This is a genomic window from Variovorax durovernensis, assembly GCF_977011995.1.
In genome coordinates this window covers 5,087,805-5,113,228 of the sequence record NZ_CDRNCW010000001.1, presented here as the reverse complement: position 1 = coordinate 5,113,228, position 25,424 = coordinate 5,087,805, and the positions used below count along the sequence as shown (strand labels likewise).

The 25,424-nt window shown below is 66.8% G+C and carries 25 protein-coding genes; 15 read left to right on the top strand and 10 right to left on the bottom strand.

Features of this window, described 5'->3' with window-relative positions; translation table 11 throughout:
- The first annotated feature begins 1 nt into the window (after position 1).
- The 14 genes from ACWV14_RS24310 (at position 2) to nagZ (ending at position 12,977) form a co-directional block, all read left to right on the top strand.
- Positions 2-484, top strand: coding sequence for a hypothetical protein (locus ACWV14_RS24310; protein WP_454904149.1), 483 nt, complete (start codon positions 2-4; stop codon positions 482-484).
- 10 nt (positions 485-494) lie between these two features.
- Positions 495-1,169: an RNA polymerase sigma factor RpoE gene (rpoE, locus tag ACWV14_RS24305; protein WP_081271200.1), complete on the top strand. Its 675-nt coding sequence runs from the start codon at positions 495-497 to the stop codon at positions 1,167-1,169.
- 17 nt (positions 1,170-1,186) lie between these two features.
- Positions 1,187-1,864, top strand: coding sequence for a sigma-E factor negative regulatory protein (locus ACWV14_RS24300; RefSeq protein ID WP_454904147.1), 678 nt, complete (start codon positions 1,187-1,189; stop codon positions 1,862-1,864).
- 27 nt (positions 1,865-1,891) lie between these two features.
- A complete protein-coding gene (locus ACWV14_RS24295; protein WP_454904146.1) occupies positions 1,892-2,986 on the top strand; it encodes a MucB/RseB C-terminal domain-containing protein in 1,095 nt (364 codons plus the stop codon).
- A 103-nt stretch (positions 2,987-3,089) separates the two neighbouring features.
- Positions 3,090-4,571 carry a DegQ family serine endoprotease gene (locus tag ACWV14_RS24290; protein ID WP_454904145.1) on the top strand — a complete coding sequence of 494 codons (1,482 nt, stop codon included), beginning with the start codon at positions 3,090-3,092 and terminating at the stop codon, positions 4,569-4,571.
- 522 nt (positions 4,572-5,093) lie between these two features.
- Positions 5,094-6,905: a translation elongation factor 4 gene (lepA, locus tag ACWV14_RS24285; protein WP_454904144.1), complete on the top strand. Its 1,812-nt coding sequence runs from the start codon at positions 5,094-5,096 to the stop codon at positions 6,903-6,905.
- Positions 6,906-6,913: 8 nt separating this feature from the next.
- On the top strand, positions 6,914-7,879 hold the full coding sequence (gene lepB, locus ACWV14_RS24280; protein ID WP_454904142.1) for a signal peptidase I: 966 nt from the start codon (positions 6,914-6,916) through the stop codon (positions 7,877-7,879).
- Between the two features lie 34 nt (positions 7,880-7,913).
- Positions 7,914-8,282 (top strand): DUF4845 domain-containing protein, encoded by a 369-nt coding sequence (locus tag ACWV14_RS24275; RefSeq protein ID WP_422087811.1) that lies wholly within the window; start codon positions 7,914-7,916, stop codon positions 8,280-8,282.
- Between the two features lie 17 nt (positions 8,283-8,299).
- Positions 8,300-8,986 (top strand): ribonuclease III, encoded by a 687-nt coding sequence (gene rnc / locus ACWV14_RS24270; protein ID WP_081271193.1) that lies wholly within the window; start codon positions 8,300-8,302, stop codon positions 8,984-8,986.
- A gap of 7 nt (positions 8,987-8,993) precedes the next feature.
- A complete protein-coding gene (gene era / locus ACWV14_RS24265; protein WP_081271192.1) occupies positions 8,994-9,959 on the top strand; it encodes a GTPase Era in 966 nt (321 codons plus the stop codon).
- A gap of 1 nt (position 9,960) precedes the next feature.
- Entirely contained in the window at positions 9,961-10,734 is a 774-nt protein-coding gene (gene recO, locus ACWV14_RS24260) for a DNA repair protein RecO (protein ID WP_454904139.1), read from the top strand.
- Entirely contained in the window at positions 10,731-11,492 is a 762-nt protein-coding gene (locus tag ACWV14_RS24255; RefSeq protein ID WP_454904138.1) for a pyridoxine 5'-phosphate synthase, read from the top strand. The genes recO and ACWV14_RS24255 overlap by 4 nt, the downstream gene beginning before the upstream one ends.
- A 13-nt stretch (positions 11,493-11,505) precedes the next feature.
- Complete coding sequence (gene acpS, locus ACWV14_RS24250) at positions 11,506-11,898, top strand: holo-ACP synthase (RefSeq protein WP_081271189.1); 393 nt, start codon at positions 11,506-11,508, stop codon at positions 11,896-11,898.
- A complete protein-coding gene (gene nagZ / locus ACWV14_RS24245; RefSeq protein ID WP_454904137.1) occupies positions 11,895-12,977 on the top strand; it encodes a beta-N-acetylhexosaminidase in 1,083 nt (360 codons plus the stop codon). The genes acpS and nagZ overlap by 4 nt, the downstream gene beginning before the upstream one ends.
- A gap of 30 nt (positions 12,978-13,007) precedes the next feature.
- Here the strand turns inward: nagZ and ACWV14_RS24240 are convergent, their stop codons facing one another.
- The 4 genes from ACWV14_RS24240 to ACWV14_RS24225 all read right to left on the bottom strand — a co-directional run bounded on the left by ACWV14_RS24240 (position 13,008) and on the right by ACWV14_RS24225 (position 17,144).
- Positions 13,008-13,538: a YgjP-like metallopeptidase domain-containing protein gene (locus ACWV14_RS24240; protein ID WP_422087807.1), complete on the bottom strand. Its 531-nt coding sequence runs from the start codon at positions 13,536-13,538 to the stop codon at positions 13,008-13,010.
- Positions 13,538-14,812, bottom strand: coding sequence for an Hsp70 family protein (locus ACWV14_RS24235; RefSeq protein ID WP_454906059.1), 1,275 nt, complete (start codon positions 14,810-14,812; stop codon positions 13,538-13,540). Before ACWV14_RS24235 ends, ACWV14_RS24240 begins: the two co-directional genes overlap by 1 nt.
- Before the next feature lie 2 nt (positions 14,813-14,814).
- The gene (gene lysS, locus ACWV14_RS24230; protein WP_454904136.1) at positions 14,815-16,362 is read right to left on the bottom strand and encodes a lysine--tRNA ligase; all 1,548 of its coding nucleotides are present in this window, start codon (positions 16,360-16,362) and stop codon (positions 14,815-14,817) included.
- Between the two features lie 137 nt (positions 16,363-16,499).
- Positions 16,500-17,144, bottom strand: a complete 645-nt coding sequence (locus ACWV14_RS24225; protein ID WP_422087805.1) for an LON peptidase substrate-binding domain-containing protein — start codon at positions 17,142-17,144, stop codon at positions 16,500-16,502.
- 49 nt (positions 17,145-17,193) lie between these two features.
- On the opposite strand from ACWV14_RS24225, the gene ACWV14_RS24220 reads away from it, so the two are divergent.
- Positions 17,194-17,754, top strand: a complete 561-nt coding sequence (locus ACWV14_RS24220) for a YggT family protein (RefSeq protein WP_422089061.1) — start codon at positions 17,194-17,196, stop codon at positions 17,752-17,754.
- Between the two features lie 68 nt (positions 17,755-17,822).
- Here the strand turns inward: ACWV14_RS24220 and accD are convergent, their stop codons facing one another.
- From accD to ACWV14_RS24190, 6 genes are read right to left on the bottom strand one after another with little or no spacing between them, the layout of a single operon-like run.
- Positions 17,823-18,695 (bottom strand): acetyl-CoA carboxylase, carboxyltransferase subunit beta, encoded by an 873-nt coding sequence (gene accD, locus ACWV14_RS24215; RefSeq protein ID WP_422087804.1) that lies wholly within the window; start codon positions 18,693-18,695, stop codon positions 17,823-17,825.
- A 25-nt stretch (positions 18,696-18,720) separates the two neighbouring features.
- Positions 18,721-19,566, bottom strand: coding sequence for a tryptophan synthase subunit alpha (trpA, locus tag ACWV14_RS24210; RefSeq protein WP_285412101.1), 846 nt, complete (start codon positions 19,564-19,566; stop codon positions 18,721-18,723).
- Positions 19,566-20,852 carry a tryptophan synthase subunit beta gene (trpB, locus tag ACWV14_RS24205; protein WP_454904134.1) on the bottom strand — a complete coding sequence of 429 codons (1,287 nt, stop codon included), beginning with the start codon at positions 20,850-20,852 and terminating at the stop codon, positions 19,566-19,568. The genes trpA and trpB overlap by 1 nt, the downstream gene beginning before the upstream one ends.
- A 48-nt stretch (positions 20,853-20,900) precedes the next feature.
- Complete coding sequence (locus tag ACWV14_RS24200) at positions 20,901-21,605, bottom strand: phosphoribosylanthranilate isomerase (RefSeq protein ID WP_454904133.1); 705 nt, start codon at positions 21,603-21,605, stop codon at positions 20,901-20,903.
- Positions 21,602-22,414, bottom strand: coding sequence for a tRNA pseudouridine(38-40) synthase TruA (truA, locus tag ACWV14_RS24195; protein ID WP_422087800.1), 813 nt, complete (start codon positions 22,412-22,414; stop codon positions 21,602-21,604). Before truA ends, ACWV14_RS24200 begins: the two co-directional genes overlap by 4 nt.
- Before the next feature lie 30 nt (positions 22,415-22,444).
- Positions 22,445-25,276, bottom strand: a complete 2,832-nt coding sequence (locus tag ACWV14_RS24190) for a FimV/HubP family polar landmark protein (protein WP_454904132.1) — start codon at positions 25,274-25,276, stop codon at positions 22,445-22,447.
- Between the last annotated feature and the right edge of the window lie 148 nt (positions 25,277-25,424).

The following is a 25,424-nucleotide window of genomic DNA, read 5'->3' as shown; positions in this document are numbered from 1 at the left end:
CATGCACAGCGCACCGTCGGTGAACTACCCGGTGGGGCGCTCGCGCGGCGCAACCCGGATTCTCGTTGTCCTGTGGGCCCTCGGCGCCTGCTGCGCGGGCGCGTCCTGCTATCTGTTCGATAGCGCCGGATGGCGTCAGTTGTTGCTGGTGCTCAGTGTGGTGTTCGCGGGTGTCGCGGCGGGTTTCGGCCTGCGGCGCGACGGCGCGGGCGTGCTGCACTTCGATGGCCTTCAGTGGTCCTTGTCGAGTGCCGACGTGGCGCGTGGCGTGCGAAACGCGCGTGTGCTGGTGGCACTCGATTTCCAGTCGCTGATGCTGCTCCGGCTCACCGAGCCAGGCCGCGCCCGGCGTTGGATCTGGATCGAGCAGCGAGCCATGCCTGAGCGCTGGCGCGACGTGCGCCGTGCGGTATATTCGCGCCCCCCATCCGCGGAGCCAGCGGGCGACTCGTGGCGTGCGACGGCACCTGCCGACGCGCCCTGAACCTTTCTCGATGACCACTTCTCCGCCGCCAGTGCCGCCGGATTCCGGCCTGACCGATGCGCCCGCGGAAGCGCCGCGTCCGGGTGAGGTCGACTTCCAGCTGGTCCAGCGCACGGTCGCGGGCGACCAGAAGGCATTCGAGCTGCTGGTCATCAAGTACCAGCGCCGCATCGAACGACTGATCGGACGCATGGTGCGCGATGTCGACCTGATCGAGGACATCGCGCAGGAAACCTTCATTCGGGCCTACCGCGCGCTGCATCAGTTCCGCGGAGAGGCGCAGTTCTACACCTGGCTCTACCGGATCGCCGTCAACACCGCCAAGAAGGCGCTGGTGGACATGAAGCGCGACCCGACCGTTTCCGAAGCCGCCCTGAGGTCTTCTTCTGAGGACGAAGATGAAACTTACCGTCCCGGAAACGAACCAACCACCGACGAAACCCCCGAATCGGTACTGGCGGCGAACGAAATCGCCAGTGCCGTCGAAGCTGCCATGGAAGCACTCCCCGCCGAGTTGCGCCAGGCGGTCACGCTGCGCGAAATCGAGGGCATGAGTTACGAAGAGATCGCCGAGGTCATGGATTGCCCTATCGGCACGGTGCGTTCGCGTATTTTCCGGGCGCGCGAGGCCATTTCGGCCAGGGTCAAGCCGCTGCTGGACAACCAGTCCGGCAAACGTTGGTAAGTAAGCAGGTGAATGAAATGAATCAGACGATGACGGTTCGGGAACAGGTGTCCGCACTTGCGGATGGTCATTTGCAGGGCGAGTCGTTCGCGCAGGCGATCGAGGCCATCTGCGCCGACAGCGAGTCGCGCGCGACTTGGCAGGCCTACCACGTGGTGGGCGACGTGCTGCGTTCGGGCTCCCATTCGCCGTGCAGCGACAGCTCTGCCTTCCTGGCGCGCTTCCAGCAACGCCTGGCTGCCGAGCCCGTGGTACTTGCTCCGGTGGTGGCGCCGGTCGCCGCTCCAGTGGCACTCCCGGTGCAGCGCAGGGCCGAGGCGGCCAACGAGCCGGTGTTCCGCTGGAAGCTGGTGGCTGGCGCGGCCTCGCTGATGGCGGTGGCCGCCATCGGCTGGACGCTGGTCGGCAACGGCGCTGCCATTCCTCAGCCGGGCGCGCAACTCGCGTCGATCCAGCAACAACAACAGCCGGCCGTCAATTCGGTGCTGGCCTCCGCAGCCCTGAACGGCCCGCAGCAGCCTGCCAGCGGCACGCTGACGCCCACGCGCGTGATTGTCGGCAACGGCAGTCCGCAGGTCATGCTGCGCGACCCGCGGCTGGACCAACTGCTCGAAGCGCACCAGCAAGCCGGCGGCGCTTCGCAAATGCCCTCGGGCTTCCTGCGCAATGCCACTTTCGAGGGACCAACGCGCTGATAGCGCGCCCTTAGCCGCCCGCCCCTAATGACCGTTCAGATGCCGATCTCCGCGCGCGCCTGCGTGCTCGTGTTTGCAGCTTTCTGCCTGGCGCAGGTTTCCACTGCGCAGCCTCGTTCAGGCGCGGCGAATTCCAAGAACGCAACTGCGGCGCAGACGGACGAGCCGCCGGCAATGAGCGTCACAGAGTGGCTGCAGCGCATGCACGCAGGAGCCCGGCAGCGCAATTACGTGGGCACCTTCGTGGTGTCGGCGCCGGGCGGCGACCTTTCGAGCGCGCGCATCTGGCACGTACGCGATGGCGAGCACCAGATCGAGCGCATCGAGGCCCTGTCGGGGCCGCCGCGTTCGACCTTCCGGCGCAACCGCAACGTCATGACCTTCCTGCCGGAGGCGAAGGTCGTCAAGGTCGAGAAGCGGGAGAACCTCGATCTCTTCCCGAACCTGCCCGACAAGCCCGATTCCTCGATCGGCGAGTTCTACGACGTGCGCGCGATCGGCAAGGACCGCGTGGCGGGCTTCGATGCCGACGTGGTGCAACTGGTGCCGCACGACGCGCTGCGCTTCGGCTACCGCGTCTGGAGCGAGCGCCGATCCGGCCTCGTGGTGAAGCTGCAGACCATCGACAGCGAATCGCGCGTGGTGGAACAGTCGGCGTTCTCCGAGCTGCAGCTCGACGCGCCCGTGAAGCCGCAGGCGTTGGCACAGATGATGGCCAATACCTCGGGCTACCGCATCGAGAAGCTCGAACTCGAGCGATCCAGCGCACAGGACGAGGGCTGGACCCTCAGCACACCGGTGGCCGGCTTCAAGCCCCGCAGCTTCTTCCGTCGCCCCCCGAGCGGCGACGGCGGCAGCAGCAACAACGGCGGCAAGCAGATACAGCAGGACGCGACCACGGTCCAGTGGACCTTCTCCGACGGACTGGCCTCGGTGTCGCTCTTCATCGAGCGCTACGATGCCGCGCGCGCGCCCCGCGACGGCGTGCTGACCATCGGCGCCACCAATGCGATCCGCCGGCGCCTGCCGGAACCCGCCAGCGACTGGTGGCTGACGGCGGTCGGCGAAGTACCGCAGCAGACGCTCAACGCCTTCGCCCAGAGCCTCGCACGCACGCGTTGATTCGACGCATTTGCCGCGCAAGGCCGGTTGCGCTGAACCAAGCCTGTGCAGCAGACTCATAGCACTTGTTTTTTAGCCGCTCTGCTCTTTTGAAAGAAAACCGATGATCTTCAAAGTCGAGGGACACAAGCTTCGTTCCGGTGTTTTGGCTTTCGCGCTTGCGCTCACGGCGGGCGCCACCTTCCTGCCGGTGAAGTCCGTGCACGCGCAGACGCGCACGTTGCCCGATTTCACTGACCTGGTCGACCAGGTCGGCCCCTCCGTCGTCAACATCCGCACCGTCGAGAAGGTCACGCCGCGCGCCGGCAACGGAGAGATGGACGAGGAGATGCAGGAGTTCTTCCGCCGCTTCTTCGGCCAGCCGCTGCCGGGCGCACCCCGTTCGGGCCCGCGCCAGAACCGGCCGCAGCAACCGCAGGAAGAAGAGCGTCCTCGCGGTGTCGGCTCCGGCTTCATCCTGACGGCCGATGGCTACGTGATGACCAATGCGCATGTGGTGGAAGACGCCTCCGAGGTGTTGGTCACGCTGCCCGACAAGCGCGAGTTCAAGGCCAAGATCGTGGGCGCCGACAAGCGCACCGACGTCGCGGTCGTCAAGATCGAGGCCACGGGCCTGCCCGCCGTGAAGGTGGGCGACATCTCCAGGCTGCGCGTCGGCGAATGGGTCATGGCCATCGGCTCGCCGTTCGGCCTCGAGAACACCGTCACCGCCGGCATCGTGAGTGCGAAGCAGCGCGACACCGGCGAATACCTGCCGTTCATCCAGACCGACGTGGCCATCAACCCCGGCAATTCGGGCGGCCCGCTGATCAACATGCGCGGCGAAGTGGTCGGCATCAACAGCCAGATCTACTCGCGTTCGGGCGGCTTCATGGGCATCTCGTTCTCGATCCCGATCGACGAGGCGATCCGCGTGAGCGAGCAGCTGCGCACCTCGGGCCGCGTGTCGCGTGGCCGTATCGGCGTGCAGATCGACCAGGTGACGAAGGACGTGGCCGAGGCCATCGGCCTTGGCAAGGCGCAAGGCGCGCTGGTGCGCGGCGTCGAGGCCGGATCGCCGGGCGAGAAGGCCGGCGTGGAGCCGGGCGACGTCATCACCAAGTTCGACGGCAAGGCCATCGAGAAGCCGAGCGACCTGCCGCGCCTCGTGGGCAACACCAAGCCCGGTACGAAGAGCACGCTCACGGTGTTCCGCCGCGGCGCGTCGCGCGACCTCAGCGTGACCATCGCCGAGATCGAACCCGACAAGCCCAGCAAGCGCGCAACCGACCGCGACGAAACGCCGGCCAAGCCGCCGGTATCCGCGGCCGCCAAGTCGCTCGGACTGGCCGTGAGCGACCTCACCGACGCCCAGAAGAAAGAGCTCAAGCTGAAGGGCGGCGTAAAGGTCGATGCAGCCAACGACGCTGCAGCGCGCGCGGGCCTGCGCGAGGGCGACATCATCCTGGCCGTTGGCAATTCGGACATCTCGAACGCGCGTGAATTCGAGTCCGCCATTGGCAAGGCCGACAAGAGCAAGGCGCTCAGCGTGCTGTTTCGCCGCGGTGACTGGGCGCAGTACGCCCTGATCCGCCCCGCACGCTGATCTGACGCTGGCGTCAAGTGGCCCCACCCGGCAGTCGGGTTTGGGGCCGTTTTTTTGAGGTGTTTACGACGTTCTGGCGCCGCGCCCGAAAAAAATCTGCGAGGCCAAAAGCCTCCGAATTTGTTTGCGCCTACTAACTTGTAAAAGGGCTAAGGACGGATTTCGGTAGAATAGAGCACCCTCGACGGCCGGTCAGCGCATAAGGAGTGCGCTGACCTTCACGATGCGAGATGTCAGACAGCAGTCCACCGGTGCTCCACAGATCGCCCACAAGTTGTTCAGTAACTGCTCCACCGATCCTGTTGATAACCTGTTTATATCTTTGATGTTGTGGACCTGCAACGACCCCTTTGGAGCCTGTTCCCGGATGTACGTGCTTCCCTTTTTGCCTACAATGAAGTTCCAACTACTGCAGTTGCCATTGCTTGTTGGTTCAGGGCGCGTCTCCAGAAGACGCGCCCTTTTTTCTTGCCTGTCGCCCTCTGCGCACGAGCCAATTCAAGTACTTAAGCGTTCCCGTTGATGAATCACATCAGAAATTTTTCGATCATTGCGCACATCGACCATGGCAAGTCGACGCTCGCAGACCGTTTGATCCAGCGCTGCGGCGGCCTCGCGGAACGCGAGATGGAAGCGCAGGTGCTCGACTCGATGGACATCGAGAAAGAGCGTGGGATAACCATCAAGGCACAGACCGCAGCGCTGCACTACAAGGCACGCGATGGACAGGTCTACAACCTCAATCTGATCGACACGCCGGGCCACGTCGACTTCTCGTATGAAGTGAGTCGCTCGCTGTCCGCATGCGAAGGCGCACTGCTCGTCGTCGATGCATCGCAAGGCGTCGAAGCGCAGACGGTGGCCAACTGCTACACCGCACTCGACCTCGGTGTCGAAGTGGTGCCGGTGCTCAACAAGATCGACTTGCCCAACGCGGACCTCGAGAACGCGCGCACCGAGATCGAAGACGTGATCGGCATCGACGCGACCGATGCGATCCCTTGTTCCGCCAAGACCGGTGTCGGCATCGACGACATCCTCGAAGCCATCGTCGCACGCATGCCCGCGCCGCGCGGCAACCCCGACGGCCCGCTGCGCGCGATGATCGTCGACAGCTGGTTCGACCCGTACGTCGGCGTCGTCATGCTGGTGCGCGTGGTCGACGGCCGGCTCGTGAAGGGCGAGCGCATCAAGATGATGGCGTCGGGCGCGATGTACAACGCCGACAGCGTCGGCGTGTTCACGCCGGCCAACGAGCCGCGGCCTTCGCTGGAGGCGGGCGAGGTGGGCTACATCATCGCGGGCATCAAGGAACTGCAGGCCGCCAAGGTCGGCGACACGGTCACGCTCATCAAGCCGGGCACCGGCGGTGCGGCGGCCACGGCAACCGAGGCTCTGCCCGGCTTCAAGGAAATCCAGCCGCAGGTGTTCGCGGGCCTGTACCCCACCGAGGCGAGCGAGTACGACTCTCTGCGCGACGCGCTCGAGAAGCTCAAGCTCAACGATTCGTCGCTGCGCTACGAGCCCGAAGTGAGCCAGGCGCTGGGCTTCGGCTTCCGCTGCGGCTTCCTCGGCCTGCTGCACATGGAAATCGTGCAGGAGCGCCTTGAGCGCGAGTTCGACCAGGACCTGATCACGACCGCGCCCAGCGTGGTCTACCAGGTTGTCAAGAACGACGGCGAGGTGATCATGGTCGAGAACCCGTCCAAGATGCCCGACGTCGGCCGCATGGCGGAGATCCGCGAACCGATCGTCACCGTGCACCTCTACATGCCTCAGGAATACGTCGGCTCCGTCATGACGCTGGCCAACCAGAAGCGCGGCGTGCAGATGAACATGGCCTACCACGGCCGCCAGGTCATGCTGACCTACGAGATGCCGCTCGGCGAGATCGTGCTCGACTTCTTCGACAAGCTGAAGTCGGTGAGCCGCGGCTACGCCTCCATGGACTACGAGTTCAAGGAGTACCGCGCGTCCGACGTGGTGAAGGTCGACATCCTGCTGAACGGCGACAAGGTCGACGCGCTGTCCATCATCGTGCACCGCAGCCAGTCGCAGTACCGCGGCCGGGCGGTGGTGTCGAAGATGCGCGAGATCATTTCGCGCCAGATGTACGACGTGGCGATCCAGGCGGCCATCGGGGTCACCATCATTGCGCGTGAGACAATCAAGGCCCTTCGCAAGAACGTGCTGGCCAAGTGCTACGGCGGCGACATCTCCCGCAAGAAGAAGCTGCTCGAGAAGCAGAAGGCCGGCAAGAAAAGAATGAAGCAGATCGGCTCCGTCGAGGTCCCGCAAGAGGCCTTCCTCGCGATTCTGCAAGTCGAAGACTGATCAAAAAAATGGCATTCCTCACCTCCCTGGTACTCGCGCTTTTCGCCGGCTATGTCGGTGCCTGGTATTTCGGCGCGATCGAAGGCAACTTCGCGCTGCTGCTGTTCCTGGCGACGGTGGTCACCGGCCTCTACTGGCTGGCCGAACGCTTCTATTTCCTGCCGCGGCGCGAGCAGGCGGCAGCGAAGCTCGAGGCCTCGCTGGCCGAGCGCAACGAGCGGCTGGCCGGCCAAGGCATCAAGCAGGTCGACACCGCCGACGCCAAGGCGAGCGAACGCCTGCTGATGCAGCCCTGGTGGCTCGACTGGACCGCAGGGCTCTTCCCGGTGATCCTGGTGGTGTTCCTGCTGCGCTCGTTCCTGTACGAGCCCTTCAAGATTCCCTCGGGCTCGATGATGCCCACGCTGCTGACCGGCGACCTGATCCTGGTCAACAAGTTCACCTACGGCCTGCGCCTGCCGGTGATCAACACCAAGATCACCGATGGCACGCCGCTGGCGCGCGGCGACGTGGTGGTGTTCCGCTACCCGCCCAAGCCCAGCATGGACTACATCAAGCGCGTGGTCGGCATCCCAGGCGACGAGGTCTCCTACCTGAACAAGAAGCTCATGATCAACGGCCAGCCGGTGTCCAAGGAGCCGGACGCCGACTACCTCGACGGCGAATCGATGCGCCTGCTCAAGCAGTACACCGAGAACCTCGCCGGCAAGCAGCACAAGATCCTCAACGACGACGCCGCGCCCAACTTCGTGCCGGGTGCCAGCGACTTTCCGGGCCGCGAAAACTGCCGCTACTCGGTCGAAGGCGTGGTCTGCAAGGTGCCCGCCGGCCAGTATTTCATGATGGGCGACAACCGCGATAATTCGGCGGATTCGCGTTTCTGGGGCTTCGTCCCCGACCAGAACATCGTCGGCCGGGCGTTCTTCGTCTGGATGAATTTCGGCGACCTGGGACGCATCGGTCCGTTTCAATAAGCCGTCATCGGCATCGTTCGAGGGGTAAGAGGGCATGAGAACACATCGGTCTGTCGCCAGCAGGGCGTCGCAACAGCGCGGCATTTCGTTCATCGGCCTGGTGTTCGTAGCGGTCGTGCTCGCGTGCGTGGGCGTGGTCGTTGCGCAGGTCATTCCGACGCTGATCGAGTGGCAGGCGATCGACAAGGCCGCCAACAAGGCCAAGGAAGGCACGACCGTGCCCGAAGTGCGTGCCATCTTCGACCGCGCGCAGGCCATCGACGACTTCAAGTCGGTCAGCGGCAAGGACCTGGACATCAAGAAGGTCGGCGACAAGGTGGTGGTCTCGTATGCCTACGAGCGCGAGATTCCCCTGTTCGGCCCGGCCTACCTGACGCTCAAATACAAAGGCGAGACCCGCTGAACGCGGCGCTTAAAAAGGTGGACGGCAGCCTTGTCGCGCTGCAGGCGCGTCTCCAGCACACCTTCTCCGATCCGCGGCTGCTCCAGCTCGCGCTCACGCACCGCAGTTTCTCGGCCGACCACAACGAGCGCCTGGAGTTTCTCGGCGATTCGGTGCTGAATCTCGCGGTTTCCCACCTGCTTTACATCCGTCTTTCGGCGCTGCCCGAAGGCGACCTGTCGCGCGTGCGTGCCAACCTCGTCAAGCAGGACACCCTGCACCGCCTGGCGGTGGGTCTGGCGCTGTCACCGCTGCTGAAGCTCGGCGAAGGGGAGGCCCGTTCGGGCGGTCCCAACCGCCCGTCGATCCTGGCCGATGCGCTCGAGGCGTTGATCGGCGCGGTCTATCTCGACGCAGGTTTCGCGGCCGCCCAGGCGCTGGTGCACCGGCTCTACGAGGCGGTCGAGATCAACCCGCGCATGGAAGCCGCGGCGAAAGATCCGAAGACCGAATTGCAGGAATGGCTGCAGGGTCACAAAATGAAGCTGCCGGTGTACCGCGTGGCCGCCACACTGGGCGCGGCGCACAAGCAGACTTTCGATGTCGAGTGCGAAGTGCCCGAGTTGGGCCTTCGCGAACGCGGCATCGGCGGCTCGCGCCGCGCCGGCGAGCAGGCTGCCGCGGCCGCCATGTTGATCCGGCTCAAGGCACGCGGCGCCGCGTGAAATCAGAATGAACGATGCTATCAATCCCGTAGCGGGACCCGAAGACACCGCAGGCGATGCGCCTGCAACCGGGCCGCAGCACTGCGGCCTTATCGCCATCGTCGGCAAGCCCAACGTGGGAAAGTCGACGCTGCTCAATGCGCTGGTCGGCCAGAAGATCAGTATCACCTCGCGCAAGGCGCAGACCACGCGCCACCGCATCACCGGCATGCGCACGCTGGGCGCCACGCAGTTCGTGTTCGTCGACACGCCGGGCTTCCAGACCCTGCATGCCAATGCGCTGAACAAATCGCTCAACAAGACCGTGCAGGGCGCGGTCGGCGACGTGGACCTGATTCTTTTCGTGGTCGAGGCGGGCAGCTTCACGCCGGCCGACGAGCGCGTGCTCAAGCTGCTCGGCAAGGGCATTCCGACAGTGCTGCTGGCCAACAAGCTCGACAACGTGCACCGCCGCGGCGACATCGCACCCTGGCTGCAGACCATGCAGGAGAAGCACAGCTTTGCAGAGTTCGTGCCGATGTCGGCCAAGAACGCCAAGGACGTCGAGCGCCTGTTCGACATCTGCAAGAAGTACCTGCCCGAGCAGCCCTGGTTCTACGACGAGGACGAGCTCACCGACCGCAGCGAGAAATTCCTCGCGGGCGAACTGGTGCGCGAAAAACTGTTCCGCCTGACCGGCGACGAACTGCCCTACACCTCGACCGTCATCATCGACAAGTTCGAGGAAGAGCCGCCCCAGAAGAAGGGCCAGAAGCGCCTGCTGCGCATTGCCGCCACCATCGTGGTCGAGCGCGACGGCCACAAGGCCATGGTGATCGGCGACAAGGGCGAGCGCATCAAGCGCATCGGCATGGAAACCCGTGTCGAGCTCGAGAAGCTGGCCGACGCCAAGGTGTTCCTCGAACTGTGGGTGAAGGTACGCTCGGGCTGGGCCGACGACGAAGCCCGAGTCCGTTCGTTCGGCTACGAATGAAGTGGCTGCTGCCCACCGCGTTTCGCACGAACCGGCTTATGTGCTCCACCGCTACGACTGGAGCGAGTCGAGCCTGATCCTCGAGGTCTTCACCCGGCACCACGGGCGCATCGCGCTGGTGGCCAAGGGGGCGAAGCGGCCGAGTTCCAACTTCCGGCCGGTGCTGCTGCCGCTGCAGCCGCTGCAGCTCAATTACGGCGGCGACGCCGAGATCCGCACGCTCAAGGGTGCCGAGTGGATGGGCGGCCACGTCATGCCGACCGGCGAGGCGCTGCTGTCGGGCTACTACGTCAACGAACTGCTGCTGCGCCTGCTGGCGCGCGACGACGCCCATGAAGCGCTGTTCGACGCCTATGCTGGCGTGGTGCAGGTGCTGGCGGGCGACCACGCTGGCGCCCAGGCGGCCACCCATGCCGCCGCGTTGCGCGCCTTCGAACTGCTGCTGCTGCGCGGAGTGGGGCTGCTGCCGTCGCTCGAGGTCCAGACCCTGACGCTGGAGCCGCTCGTGGCCGATACCCGCTACAGCCTCGTACCCGAAGCCGGCCTGCGCCAGGCGGACGGCAAGGAGGCCGCGCTGGCCGGCGCCGACTGGCAGGCGCTGCAGGCCGTGCTCGACGACCGCGCCCCGTTCACCGCCACGCTGCGCGAAGTGGCCACCATGAACGCCGGCAGCAACAGCGCCCTGCGGAACCAGCTGCGCGCCTTGCTCAACTACCATTGCGGCGTGTCCACGCTGCGCACGCGGCAAATGATGAGAGATCTGCAAGCACTATGAGCACCTCAGGCAACGTCACCTCGCTGTCCGTCAACCTCAACAAGGTGGCCCTGGTCCGCAACACGCGCCATTTGGGCATTCCTGGCGTGGTCAAGGCCGCCCAGGCCTGCCTGGCCGCCGGCGCGCAAGGCATCACCGTTCACCCCCGGCCCGATGCCCGCCACATCCGCGCGCACGACGTGAGCGACCTGTCCGAACTGCTCGCCAAGGACTGGCCCGCCATCGAGTTCAACATCGAAGGCAACCCGTTCCAGAACCTGATGGACTTCGTGCGCACGCTGAAGCCGCACCAGGCCACCTTCGTGCCCGACAGCGAAACCCAGTCGACCAGCGACCACGGCTGGACTTTCCCCGACGATGCCGAGCGCCTGCGCCCGCTGATCGCCGAGGCCAAGGCGCTGGGCGTGCGCGTCAGCCTGTTCATGGACCCGATTCCCGAGATGATGGCCGCCGTCAAGGCCGTGGGCGCCGACCGCGTCGAGCTTTACACCGAAGGCTATGCCTCCTCGCGCGGCAAGCCCGACGAGCAGGCCGTGCTCCAGCGCTATGCCGACACGGCGCGCGCGGCCCATGCCGCCGGCCTGGGCATCAACGCAGGCCACGACCTGAGCCGCGACAACCTGACTGCATTCCTGCGCGCGGTGCCTGGCGTGCAAGAGGTGTCGATCGGCCATGCCTTCGTGGCCGACGCCCTCGAACTCGGCTATGCCGCCACCACCCGCGACTACCTGCGATGCATCAGCGAGGCGCAGCAGTGAGCGCCGGCGCCGAATGATCTACGGCATCGGCACCGACATCTGCGACCTGCGTCGCATCACCGCGACTTTCGAGCGCCAGGGCGAGCGCTTCGCCCGCAAGGTGTTGAGCGACGCCGAGTTCGCGGTCTGGAAGGCCCGCAGCGCGCGCTGGCCCAAGCGCGGCATCAGCTACCTCGCGACCCGCTTTTCCGCCAAGGAGGCTTTCAGCAAGGCGATCGGCATGGGCATGCGCATGCCGATGAGCTGGCGCCTGTGCGAGATCGCCAACCTGCCCAGCGGCAAGCCCGTCATCGTGCTGCACGGCGGCCTGAAGGACTGGTTCGAGGCGCAAGGGCTCACGGCCCACGTGACCGTAACCGACGAAAACGAATACGCCGCGAGCTTCGTGGTGGTGGAGAAGGTATGACCCCCGAGCTTGCTGCTCGCCCCCATGCGCCGCTGATCATCGATGTGGCCGCGACCGAACTCAATGCGGCCGACCGCCGGCGTCTTGCCAATCCGCTGGTCGGCGGCGTGATCCATTTCTCCCGCAACTGGCATGACCGGGCGCAGATGACCGCGCTCAATGCCGAGATCAAGGCGATCCGCCCCGACCTGCTGATCTGCGTCGACCACGAAGGCGGCCGCGTGCAGCGCTTTCGCACCGACGGCTTCACGCGCCTGCCGTCGATGCGCGCCTTGGGCGAACTGTGGATGCGCGACGCCATGCGCGCCACGCAGGCCGCGACGGCCGCCGGCCAGGTGCTTGCGGCCGAGTTGCGTGCCTGCGGCGTCGATTTCAGCTTCGCGCCGGTACTCGACCTGGACCACGGTGGCAGCGGCGTCATCGGCGACCGCAGCTTCCACCGCGACCCGCGCGTGGTGGCGCTGCTGGCAAAGAGCGTCATGCACGGCATGCTGCAAAAGGGCATGCGCAACTGCGGCAAGCATTTTCCGGGGCACGGCTTCGTCACCGCCGATTCGCACGTCGAGATCCCGGTCGACAAGCGCAGCCTCAAGGACATCTTGTCCGACGACGCGCGGCCCTACGACTGGCTGGCCGGCACGCTCACCGCAGTGATGCCGGCGCACGTGATCTACCCCAAGGTCGACAAGCGGCCGGCGGGGTTCTCATCGAAATGGCTCAAGGCGGTGCTGCGCCAGCGCTTCGCCTTCGACGGCGCGGTCTTCAGCGACGACCTGAGCATGGAAGCAGGGCGCTATATCGACGGCGAACTGCTGAGCTACACCGACGCCGCGCTGGCGGCGCTGGCGGCAGGCTGCGACGTGGCATTGCTGTGCAACCAGAGCATCGGCGACGGACGCGTGCTCGACCAATTCCTCGACGGCTTCGAGGCGGCCTCGCGCAGCGGGCGCTGGCAGCCCGACGCGGACAGCGAGGCACGCAGGCTCGCGCTGCTGCCGCAAGAGGCCGCGCCCGACTGGGACGCGCTTTCCACATCGCGCACATACCGTGACGCGCGGCGCCTGCTCGCCGCGATCTGAGCGCTTGGAGCGGCAGTACCAGGCTTTGCTTCAGGTAGGCGTGTCGTCTGCGCCCGAGGGGCGCCAGAGCCGTTCCCCGCCCGTTTCCAGATGGGTCAGGTATAGCCGCAGGTCGAATTCGAGCTGCTGGTACTCCGGCTCCATGTGCATGCACAGCGAATAGAAGGCCTTGTCGTGGTCGCGCTCCTTCATGTGGGCGAGTTCGTGCACGACGATCATGCGCAGCCAGGGAAGCGGCACGTCCTTGAACAGGCTGGCCACGCGGATCTCCCGCTTGGCCTTGAGCTTGCCGCCCTGCACGCGCGAGACGGTGGTGTGCGTGCCCAGCGCGTTGCGGATCACGTGCAGCTTGCTGTCGAACATCACCTTGGACAGCGGTTCGGCCTTGCGCATGAAGTCGCTCTTGAGCTCGCTCACGTAGGCGTACAGCGCGCGGTCGGTCTGGATGTCGTGCGAGCCTTCGGGGTAGCGCTTGAGCAGCAGCCCGGCGAGCCTGTCTTCGGCCATCAGCTGGCGGACCTGGTCCAGCAAGGGTGCCGGATAGCCCGCCAGGTATTTCATCAGCGTGCCGCGCGTCCGGTGCGCGCCACGCAGGCCAGGCCGGTGGCGACGCCGCCGAACAGGTCGCCTTCGACCAGGTTCACGCCCGCGAAGCTCTTGCGCAGCGCATGCTGGAACGGGCGCAGGGCCGACGAGCCGCCGGTGAGGTAGATCGCATCGAGGTCGCCGCTGCGAAGGCCCGCGCGCTTGACGCAGGCGTGGGCGCAGGCGATCACATTCTCGAGCGGGCCGGCCAGCTGCTGCGCCATGTCGGCGGGAGACAGCGAAGCCACGAGCCCGCGCTCGGCGCAATCGAGGTCGATGGAGGTTTCCGCGTCGGTCACCGAGGCATCGATCTTGGCCGCTTCCACGGCGCTGGCGATGCGGTGGCCGTGCCGTTCTTCCAGCACGTTCATGAGCCGGTCGTGCAGCCGCGTGTCGCTGTAGCTGGTGCGCAGTTCCTTGGCCTGGCGCACTGCCTTGGCGGCGTAGAGCCAGTTGATCAGGTGCCAGGACGACAGCTCGAAGAACACCTTGCTCGGCACCTCGCGCCCCTGGGGGCCATGGTGGCGAAAGCCGAAATGCGGCATCACGCGTTCGAGGTTCAGGCGCTGGTCGAAGTCGGTACCTCCGATGTGCACGCCGCTGGTGGCCAGCACGTCGTCGCCGCGGTCCTCGCGCGCCGCGCGGTCGGGACCGACGCGCACGACGGTGAAGTCCGAGGTGCCGCCGCCGATGTCGACGATGAGCACGATCGATTCCTTGCTGATGCGCTGCTCGTAGTCGAAGGCCGCGGCAATCGGCTCGAGCTGGAAGGCGATCTCGCGGAAGCCCGCCGCGCGCGCGGCGACGCGCAGGCTTTCTTCGGCGCGCTCGTCGCGCTTCGGGTCGTCGTCCACGAAGTGCACGGGCCGCCCGATCACGACGCGCTCAGGCAGCTGGCCCAGTTCGCGGCTGGCGCGCACGGCCAGTTCGCGCAGGAAGCGCGCGATGATGTCCTCGAAGCTCACGAGGCCGTCGTAGATCGCCGTCTTCTCCTGCATCAGCGCGCTGCCGAGCAGGCTCTTGAGCGAACGCATCAGGCGGCCTTCGGTGCCCGAGAGGTACTGCGCGATGGCATCGCGGCCGAAGTGGGTCGTGCGGTCTTCCGAGTTGAAGAAGATCGCGGTCGGCAGCGTGGTGGCCGCGCCTTCGATGGGCAGCAGGCGGGCGACGCCGTCGACCCGGCAGGCCACGGCGGAGTTGGAGGTGCCGAAGTCGATGCCGATCGTCGGCAGCGACGACGGTGACGACACGCTCAAGATTCCCTGCGCAGGGCGGGGAACAGGATCACGTCGCGGATGCTCGGCGAATCGGTCAGCAGCATCATCAGCCGGTCGATGCCGATGCCGCAGCCGCCGGTGGGCGGCATGCCGTATTCGAGCGCGCGCACGAAGTCATGGTCGTAATACATGGCTTCGTCGTCGCCGCCGTCCTTGGCCGCGACCTGCGCGTTGAAGCGCGCGGCCTGGTCCTCGGCGTCGTTCAGCTCGCTGAAGCCGTTGCCGAACTCGCGGCCGGTGATGTAGAGCTCGAAGCGCTCGGTGACTTCGGGGCGCTCGTCGTTGGCGCGGGCCAGCGGCGAGATCTCGGTCGGGTGCTCCATGATGAAGGTCGGCTGCCAGAGCTTCTCTTCGACGGTTTCCTCGAAGTACATCACCTGCAGGCTGGCCAGGCTGCGCTGCGAGAGCTTGTCCTTTTCTTCGCTCAGGCCGATCTTGCGCAGGGCGGCGATGAGCCAGGCGGTGTCGTCCACGCCCTGGGCCACGCCTTCGGCATCGGTGTACTTCAGGATGGCTTCGCGGATCGTCAGGCGCTCGAAGGGCTGGGTCAGGTCGACCGGCTTGCCCTGGTAGGTGAGCTGCTGCGTGCCCACGGCCTTGTCGGCGATGGTGCGGATCAGCGTCTCGGTGAAGTCCATCAGGTCGCGGTAGTTCCAGTAGGCCGCGTAGAACTCCATCATCGTGAACTCGGGGTTGTGCCGTACCGAGATGCCCTCGTTGCGGTAGCTCCGGTTGATTTCGAATACGCGCTCGAAGCCGCCGACGATCAGGCGCTTGAGGTACAGCTCGGGCGCGATGCGCAGGAACATTTCCTGGTCGAGCGCGTTGTGGTGCGTCTTGAAGGGCTTGGCGTTGGCACCGCCGGGAATGGGGTGGAGCATGGGCGTCTCGACTTCGAGGAAGTCGTTGGCCACCATGAACTCGCGCAGCGCGCTCACTGCCTTGCTGCGCGCGGTGAAGCGCACGCGCGCCGACTCGTCGGTGATCAGGTCGACGTAGCGCTGGCGGTACTTCTGCTCCTGGTCGGCCATGCCGTGGAACTTGTCGGGCAGCGGGCGCAGGCTCTTGGTGAGCAGGCGCAGCTGCGTGACCTTGACCGACAGCTCGCCGGTCTTGGTCTTCATCAGCGTGCCTTCGGCGCCGACGATGTCGCCCAAGTCCCAGCGCTTGAACTCGGCATAAGCCTCTTCGCCCACCGCGTCGCGCGTGACGTAGAGCTGGATGCGGCTGGTGGCGTCCTGCAGCGTTGCGAAGCTGGCCTTGCCCATGACGCGCTTGAGCATCATCCGGCCCGCTACGCTCACGGCAACGGCTTGCGCCTCGAGGGCTTCGGCTTCGGTGGCGCCATGTGCCTCGACGAGTGCCGCGGCGCGGTGGCCGGGCTTGAAGTCGTTCGGGAACGCAACGCCTTTGCCCTCGACCTGCGCGGTGCGCAGCAGCTTGAGTTTTTCGCGGCGTTCGGCGATGAGCTGGTTTTCGTCGACGGCGGGCGTGGGAGGCGTAGGGGTCTTTTGATCGGACATGGGGGGCGGGTGGCGCGCAACCGGGAGCGTGCGCGGGGCTGGCATTTTAGCCCATCGGGTTTGAACGGAGACTGCCCCTGAGTGCCCGTCAATCCTGCACAAAGCGCTACAAAAAAAGTAGCTGCCAAATGCGGTGTCTATTCAGTGATGCCCGTGCGCGCCAGCAGATCGCTCACCAGCTCCAGGCGCATCAGCGGGCTGTCGAGCTCCATCAGCCGCTGCCGCAGCTCGAGCTGCATCGGTACCAGCTCGCACCAGCGGTTGGCGACCCAGCCGCAGTCGTCGAGCCGGTAGGGTGCGCTGATAGGTAGCCGCACCGATTCGCCTTGCGCGCGGCGCCGTTCTTCGAGGGTGTCGAGCAGGCGCCGCAGCGCGGTGGCGGTGTGCTCGAGGTCGTCCGGAATCTCGAGCGCGACGTCGTCGTTCACCGCCTCTACCTCTGCCACCCACAGCCCGTGCTTCTGCAGTTCGGTGCGGCGCACGCGAAAGCGCTGCGTGCCGATGCATTCGATCTGCAGCAGGCCGCTTTGCGGCGACTCGAACTCGCGGATCATGGCCAGCGTGCCGATGCCGGCGAAGCTCTCGGTGTCGGCGCCGGCCTTGCGCACTTCGCTGCCGCTGGTGAGGCTCACCACGCCGAAGGGCGCATCGGCCTTGCGGCACTTGCCGATCATGTCGAGATAGCGGACCTCGAAGATTCGCAGCGGAAGCAGGCCGCCCGGAAAGAGAACCGTGCCGAGCGGGAACAATGGCAGTGAATGCAAAAGGGGTTGTGTCGTCATCGAAGAGCCTTGCGTGGCTATCATCGCATTCCGCTCACGGCTGCGCCCCATGCTCTATCAGATTCCCTCGTTCCTTCTCGACGTGATCGTCGGCCTGCTCGGCGGCGCCTGCCTGCTGCGCCTGTACATGCAGTACCACCGCGTGCCTTTCGGCAATCCGCTCGGGCGGTTCATCTTCGCCATCACCGACTGGATCGTGCTGCCGCTGCGGCGCATCGTGCCGCCGGTGAAGCGCTGGGACCTGGCGAGCCTGATCGCGGCGTGGCTGCTGGTGCTGGTGAAGTTCCTGCTGCTCTGGCTGCTGATCGGCAACCTCGGGCGGATCGCGACCTTGCCGCTGGTGTCGCTGGTGGGGCTGATGCAGCTGGCGGTCTCCGGGCTGACGGCGCTGCTGGTGGTCTATGCCGTGCTGTCGTGGATTCCGGGTGCGTCGCCGATGCTGCTCGACCTCATCTCCCGCCTGGCCGAGCCGCTGGTGCGGCCGTTCCGGCGCTTCATCCCGCTGATCGGCGGCATCGACCTGTCGCCGCTGGCGGCCATCGTGGTGCTGCAGGTGGTGGCGATCGTGCTGAGCAACCTGCTGGTGTTCGCCTACCAAATGACGTTCTGAACGAGCCCAACGAAAAAAGGGCCCTGGTGCATTGCACCCGGGCCCTTTTTCTTGTCGGCGCTTGTCTGTCAGCTGACAGCGTCGGCCGGCTGGCGCAGCAGCATCGCGAGCGTGTTGGCAATGGTCTTGCGCAGTTCGCGGCGGTCGCTGATGAAGTCGATGGCCCCCTTGGTCTGCAGGAACTCGGCGCGCTGGAAGCCTTCCGGCAGCGTCACGCGCACGGTCGATTCGATCACGCGCGGGCCGGCAAAGCCGATCAGCGCCTTGGGCTCGGCGATCACCACATCGCCCACGAAGGCGAAGCCTGCCGACACGCCACCCATGGTCGGGTCGGTCAGCACGCTGATGTAGGGCAGGCCCTTCTTCGCCAGGCGGGTGAGGGCGGCGTTGGTCTTGGCCATCTGCATCAGCGAGAGCAGGCCTTCCTGCATGCGCGCCCCGCCGGTGGCGGTGAAGCAGATGAAAGGCACCTTCTGCTCGATGGCGGTCTCGACGCCGCGCACGAAGCGCTCGCCCACCACGCTGCCCATGGAGCCGCCCATGAACTCGAACTCGAAGCAGGCCACGACCACGCTGATGCTGTGAACCGAGCCGCCCAGGACGACCAGCGCGTCGGTCTCGCCGGTGTTTTCCAGGGCTTCCTTCAGGCGCTCGGGGTACTTGCGGCTGTCCTTGAACTTCAGGGCATCGACCGGCAGCACTTCCTGGCCGACCTCGTAGCGGCCCTCGGCGTCGAGGAACGCGTCCAGGCGCGCGCGGGCGCCGATGCGGTGGTGGTGGCTGCAGCTGGGGCAGACGTTCTGGTTGTGCTCGAGGTCGGTCTTGTACAGAACGGTCTCGCAGGCGGGGCATTTGATCCACAGGCCCTCGGGCACCTGGCGGCGCTCGGACGGGTCGGTTTGCGCGATCTTGGCGGGTAGCAGTTTTTCAAGCCAGCTCATAAGGGGCTCCTTGTGTTGGCGGTGATTATCGACCAGCCGCGTTCTTGGCCGTCGCGGCGGGCAGCGCGTCGAGCGCCTCGCGGATGCCCGCGAGGAATTCACGCACGGCCGGCACGACCTTGTCGCGGGGCTGGTCTTCGATGAGTTGAATGATCTTGGTGCCGATGATGACCGCGTCGGCGGCCGATCCGACCGCCTGCGCCGTCCTGGCGTCGCGGATGCCGAAGCCCACGCCGACCGGAATGCCCACATGCTGGCGGATGCGCGGAATCATCTGGCCGACCGCTTCGGCGTCGAGGTGGCCGGCCCCCGTCACGCCCTTGAGCGACACGTAGTAGACGTAGCCGCTGGCGATGCGCGCGACCTGGGCCATGCGCTCGTCGGTGCTGGTGGGGGCGAGCAGGAAGATCAGGTCGATGCCGGCGGCCTTCAGGTCGGCGGCAAAGGCTTCGCACTCCTCGGGCGGGTAGTCGACGACCAGCAGGCCGTCCACGCCGGCGGCGGCGGCGTCGCGGATGAAGGCCTTCTTGCCGTGCACCAGGTCGTAGCGCTCGACCGGGTTCGCATAGCCCATCAGCACCACAGGCGTGGTGGCGTCCTTCTGGCGGAAGGCGGCCACGATGGCCAGCACCTGCTTCATGCCGACGCCCAGCGCCAGCGCGGCCTCGCCGGCCTTCTGGATCACGGGGCCGTCGGCCATCGGGTCGGAGAAGGGCACGCCGAGTTCGATCACGTCGGCGCCGGCCTCGACCATGCCGTGCATCAGTTCGGGCGTGATGTCGGCAAAGGGAAAGCCTGCCGTGACGTACGGCACGAGGGCGCGGCGGCCGTCTTTTTTCAGCGCGGCGAAGGTTGCTGCAATGCGGCTCATCACTTGCCTCCCTTCACGCTCAGACCGCGCATCGAAGGGCGGTCGTAGAAGTCGACGCCCGACAGGTCGGCCACGGTGCCGATGTCCTTGTCGCCGCGGCCCGAGAGGTTCACCAGGATGGATTGGTTGGGACGCATGGTCTTGGCGAGCTTCATCGCATGTGCCACGGCGTGGCTGGATTCGAGCGCAGGAATGATGCCCTCGGTTCGGCACAGGTAGTGGAAGGCGTCGAGCGCTTCCTTGTCGGTGATGCCGACGTACTCGGCACGGCCGATGTCCGCCAGGTAGGCGTGCTCGGGGCCCACGCCCGGGTAGTCGAGGCCCGCGCTGATGCTGTGGGTTTCGGTGATCTGGCCGTCTTCGTTCTGCAGCAGGTAGGTGCGGTTGCCGTGCAGCACGCCGGGGCTGCCGCGCAGGATGGAGGCCGAGTGCTTGCCGCTGTCGAGCCCTTCGCCCGCCGCCTCCACGCCGATCAGGCGCGTGCCCGCGAACGGAATGTAGGGGTGGAAGATGCCCATGGCGTTGCTGCCGCCGCCCACGCAGGCGACGACCACGTCGGGCTGCCTGCCCTCGGCCTCGCCGGTGATGCCGTCGGCGGCCAGCATGGCCGGCATCTGCTCGATGCATTCCGTGCCGATCACGCTCTGGAAGTCGCGCACCATGGTCGGGTAGGGGTGTGGGCCGGCGACGGTGCCGATGATGTAGAAGGTGTTTTCCACATTCGTGACCCAGTCGCGCATCGCCTCGTTGAGCGCGTCCTTCAGCGTCTTGCTGCCGGATTCGACGGGCACCACGGTCGCGCCGAGCAGGTTCATGCGGTAGACGTTGGGGCTCTGGCGCTTCACGTCCTGGCTGCCCATGTAGACCACGCATTCGAGGCCGTAGCGCGCGCAGATGGTGGCGGTGGCCACGCCGTGCTGGCCCGCGCCGGTCTCGGCGATGACGCGGGGCTTGCCCATGCGCCGGGCGAGCATCGCCTGGCCGATCACGTTGTTGATCTTGTGCGCGCCGGTGTGGTTGAGGTCTTCGCGCTTCAGGTAGATCTGCGCGCCGCCCATTTCGCGGCTGGTGCGCGCGGCGTGGTAGATCGGCGAGGGGCGGCCGACGAAGTGCTTCAGCTCGTAGTGGAATTCGGCCAGAAAGGCCGGATCGTCCTTGAACTTCGCATACGCGTCGCGCAGTTCGTTGATCGCGTGGGTGAGCGTTTCGCTCGCGAAGGTGCCGCCGTAGTTGCCGAAGTGGCCGGTGGCATCGGGTTGCTGGTAATCTTGGAATTGGCTTTGCATGGTTCTCGATCGGTGGGCCGCAGCCCGACAAACGATCGGCTGCGGCGGCTAACTTGAGAAGGACGCGTCTGCGGCCCTGACGGCTGCGACGAACTGCCGGATCTTTCCGGCGTCCTTGAGGCCCTTGTTCCCGGGACCGTCGATTTCGACGCCCGAGCTCACATCAACGGACAGCGACTTGCAGCGCGTCCGCAGGATGCGAATGCCATCGCTCACGTTTGCAGGTGTGAGCCCACCACTCAAGACGAGGTGAGCGTCGACGGCGGGTGGAAGAAGTGACCAATCGAATGCCTTGCCGCCACCGCCATAACCTTCGACATGGGCGTCGAGCAGGATGGCCTGGGCGTGGGAGTAATCGGACGCGTATTTTACGAGGTCGAAGCCGGCTCCGGCAGCCCCCATCGGAATGCGGGCCGCGCGCATGTAACGAAAGCGCTCCGGGCCGGTCGATTCCTCGCACTGTCCGGGCGTTTCCTCGCCGTGAAATTGGGCGATGGCGCCTCGCACGCGGGCGAGCGACGCCATGACTGCGGAGGCGTCTTCGTTCACGAACAGCAGCACCGGCGTGATGAAAGGCGGCAGGCGCGAGGCCAGCTCCGCGGCGCGCTCGAGGGTTACCGCGCGGGGGCTCTTGGGGTAGAGCACGAAGCCGATGGCGTCGGCGCCGGCTTCGACCGCCGCGTCCACGTCGGCCTCACGGGTCAGGCCGCAGATCTTGATGCGGGTACGGGTGGGGGCGCTCGTGGAAGTCATGGCGGGCCATCATACGGAGCCCCGCCGGCCTGCAGCGTGGCCTCGGGCGGCAGCCCCCACTTCGCGTCGTACAACGGGCCCAGGAAATAAAGGCCGTCCGCCGAGAATGTGGGCGCCGCGACCTTGCGGCTGCGCGCCTCCAGTACCTGAGAGATCCATTCGACACGCTCGTCGCCCCGGCCGATGCGCACCAGGCAGCCCATCAGGTTGCGGATCATGTGGTGCAGGAAGGCGTCGGCCTCGAACTCGAAATGCCAGCGGCAGCGCTCGCCGTCGCCGACGCGGGTGATTTCGATGCGCCGCAGGTCCTTGACCGGCGAGCGGGCCTGGCAGGCCGAGGCGCGGAACGAGCTGAAATCGTGCCGGCCAACGAGCAGTGCGGCGGCTGCGCGCATCGCGTCGCCGTCGAGCGCATGCATCGACCAGCCGACCCGGCCCGCATCCAGGCTGGGCCGCACCGGCGATTGAGAAAGCACGTAGAGGTAGCGGCGCGCCAGGGCGCTGGCGCGGCAGTGGAACTCGTCGGGCACCGGCTGGGCCCACTGCACGGCGATGTCGTCGGGCAGGAAGCGGTTGGGGCCGCGCATCCAGGAGAAGGGTTCGCGCTCGACGGTGGTGTCGAAATGCACCACCTGCATGAGCGCGTGCACGCCGGCGTCGGTGCGGCCCGCGCACAGCGTGCCGATGGGCTGTGCCGCGAACTTGGAGAGGGCCGCCTCGAGCTTGTCCTGCACCGTGCGGCCCGAGCGCTGGCTTTGCCAGCCCTCGTACGCCTGGCCGTTGTAGCGAATGCCGAGCGCCAGCCTCACGAATTCAGGAACGGGAACAACGACAACCGCTCAGCGCAGTTCCGCGAGCAGTTGACGGGCTTGCGACTTGAGGTCGCCAGCGCTTTCGGCTTCGACTTCCTCTACCAGCGAGCGTGCGCCTTCGACGTCGCCGATGGCTTGCAGTTCGCGAGCGAGGGACAGCTTGACGGCGTGGGGGCTGTCATCGCCTTCGTCGTCGTGCGTGGCGACAGAGGGGCGTGCCACGGGCGTTTCGGCGGTGCGAGCGGGCAGGCCGGCCAGCGCGCTCATGTCGAACTCGATGAAGCCCGAGTCCGCCGGCAGCGTGTTGCGCAGCATGGCGGGACGGGTGTTGTGCTCCGTGTCGCTCAGGCTCAGCGAGGACGGGCGCGTGTCGGGCGCCAGGGCGGTCAGGGCGCCGGGCGCGGTGTCGAAGTCGTTCTCGAGATCGACGGGCGTCGCGGCGTGGCCGTTCGACAGCGGGGCAGCGGGGCGCGCGGTCGTCGGTGCGGGGGCGTAGACCGACTTCGGCAGGCTGGCGCCGACCGGCGCATGGCTCGGGGCTGGAGCTGGTGCAGGGGGCGGCGGGGCGGTCAGGTCGAGGTCGAAGTCCAGTGGTGCCACCGACGGAACGAAAGCAGGCGGAGCGACAGCCGCCGGCGGCGCAGCAGGAGGCGGTGCCACCGGCTTGGCGGCTGCGGCGAGGGCGCCCGCGAAGGCGGCCGTCTCGGCGGCGCTGGCACCACCACCGCTGCGGCTGGCGCCGGATTCGTACAGCGGGTTGCCCGGATCGAGGTCCTTGCCCATGTCGACCACGCGCGTCCATTCGGAGCCCAGGCCGCCGGTCAGCTTGTGGACTTCGGTGGCGAGGCTTTCATAGGCCCGCACGTCGCGGCGCTTGGCATGGATTTCGAGCAGCTTGAGGTGGATTGCCGTGCGATCGGGGTTCAGGCGCAGCGCTTCGCGCAGGATTTCCTCGGCCTGCAGGTCGCGGCCATAGGCGAGGTAGACGTCGGCTTCGGCCACGGGGTCGACATCGCCTGCGTCGAGCTGGCTCGGCGAGTACGACAGTGACGACACGGTGGAGTCGCCGCGGTTCTTGGTATCGACCGATTCGCCGCCGCTGGCGCCGAAGAACGAGTCCTTGGGAATGCGGCTCTCGAGGAACACGCTTTCGCTCATTTCCTCGCGGCGGCGGCCCAGCACGCGGTACAGCAGGAAGCCGACCAGCAGCGCGATCAGCGCAGCGCCGGCCAGCATCAGCGGGTTGTCCAGCAGTTCTTCGAAGAAGGTGGGCTCCGGTGGGGGCGGGGGCGGTGCCACCACTTTCTTCGGGGCCGGCTTCGGCGCGGCGGCTGCCGCGGCGTCGCCTGCGGGAGCGGCAGGAGGCGTGGTGGCGGCATCGGCTGCGGGTGTTGCCGCAGGCGTCGTGGCTGTTGCTGCTGCGGGCGCGGCGGCTGCAGCCGTTGCTTCGGGGGCGGGCGCGGCTGGGGCTGCCGCAGGGGCGGCGGCTGGCGTTGCAGCTGCCGGTGCTGCCACCGCAGGTGCGGCGGCGGCCGGGGCCGCTGGCGCTGGTGCAGGCGCAGCAGCCGGTGCCGGTGCGGGGCTCGCGGGTGCCGTCGTGGCTGCGGTGGACGGAGCCGGAACAGGAATGCCCGGCGTGGCGGGTGCGGCTGCCGGTGCGGCTGCGCCGGTACCGCTCTTGAGCTTGTTCAGGTCGTCGATGTTCTTCGACAGCTCGGCGACGCGGTTGCTGGCGTCCTGCGCCTGGCGGGCCTGTGCGACCTTTTCATCGGCGGCACGGGTGGAGGCGCTGCCCTGCGAGATGGTGAGCTTGTCGGGGGCGCTGGCCGCGGCGTTGCGGTCTTCGACGTTGGCCTGCAGCTTGCCCGAGGCATTGCGGCTGGCGGCCGCGACGTTCGAGGTCGGCGCGTTCTCGGCCAGGCGCTGGCGGTAGGAGCCGAAGTCGCGGCTTTGGGCCGTGACCGTGCGGCGCGCCTCGGCGGCCGGCGTGGCTGCTGCTTCGGCTGCGGTCGGCAGGTCGAGCACGGCGCCCGCGCGCATGCGGTTGACGTTGCCGCCGATGAAGGCATTGGGGTTGGCGGCCAGCAGGGCCACCAGCATCTGGTCGAGCGACACGTCGGCCGGCTTGTAGGCGCCGGCGATCTTGCTGGCAGTATCACCGCGCTGCACCGTGACCTGTTCGCCGCTGCTGCCGCCGCCGGTACGGGCGGGTGCGCTGGCAGCGGCAGGAGCCGAAGCGGCGGCTGCCGGCGCGGGCGCCGCAGCGACCGGAGCCGAAGGTGCGGCGGCCACCGGCGCACGCTCGCGGCGCGCGCGTGCGGCCGGGCGCTCGACGGGTGTCGTGATCTGCGGGGCAATCGGGGATGCCGGCACGCTCGCTGCTGCCGCCTGCCGTGTGGTCGGCGGGTCGAGCAGCACGGTGTAGTCGCGCACGATCCGGCCCGACGAGCCGTTGGCTTCCAGCAGCAGGTCGATGAACGGGTCGTTGAGAGGGCGGTTGCCACTCAGGCGCACCACGTACTGGCCGCCCGCACGACGCTGCAGGGTCGCCCGGACGTCGCTGAGCGCCGGGTTGTACGGCACGCCGGCGTTCTTGAAAGCCTCGGCCGTGGCTATGTTGATCTTCAGGCCGTCAGCCTCGTTGGCGGCTATCTCGGTCACGTCGATCTCGGCGCGCAACGGCTCGCCCAGCGCCGATTGGACCTTCAGCTGGCCCAGCGCGAATGCGCTGGCGTCGGTGCTGGCGAGGCCCAGAGCCACGGCGGCCGCCGCGCCCAGAATGGAAAGGCGCCATCCGTTCGATGGCAGAGGCGGGCGAGCGGCCGATGGACTGGCCGCAGGCAACAGATGTCTTGTCATGCTGATAGGGGCGGCTCAGGCCCAGAATTTGTAAGAGGACGTTAGCACCATCACCGGGCACTGACAAGGCAATGCGCCCGTTCTACCCAGTGCGCGCATACTTACGATCACACCTTATGTCGCCTTTCGGCAACAATTTGTGTTTCAA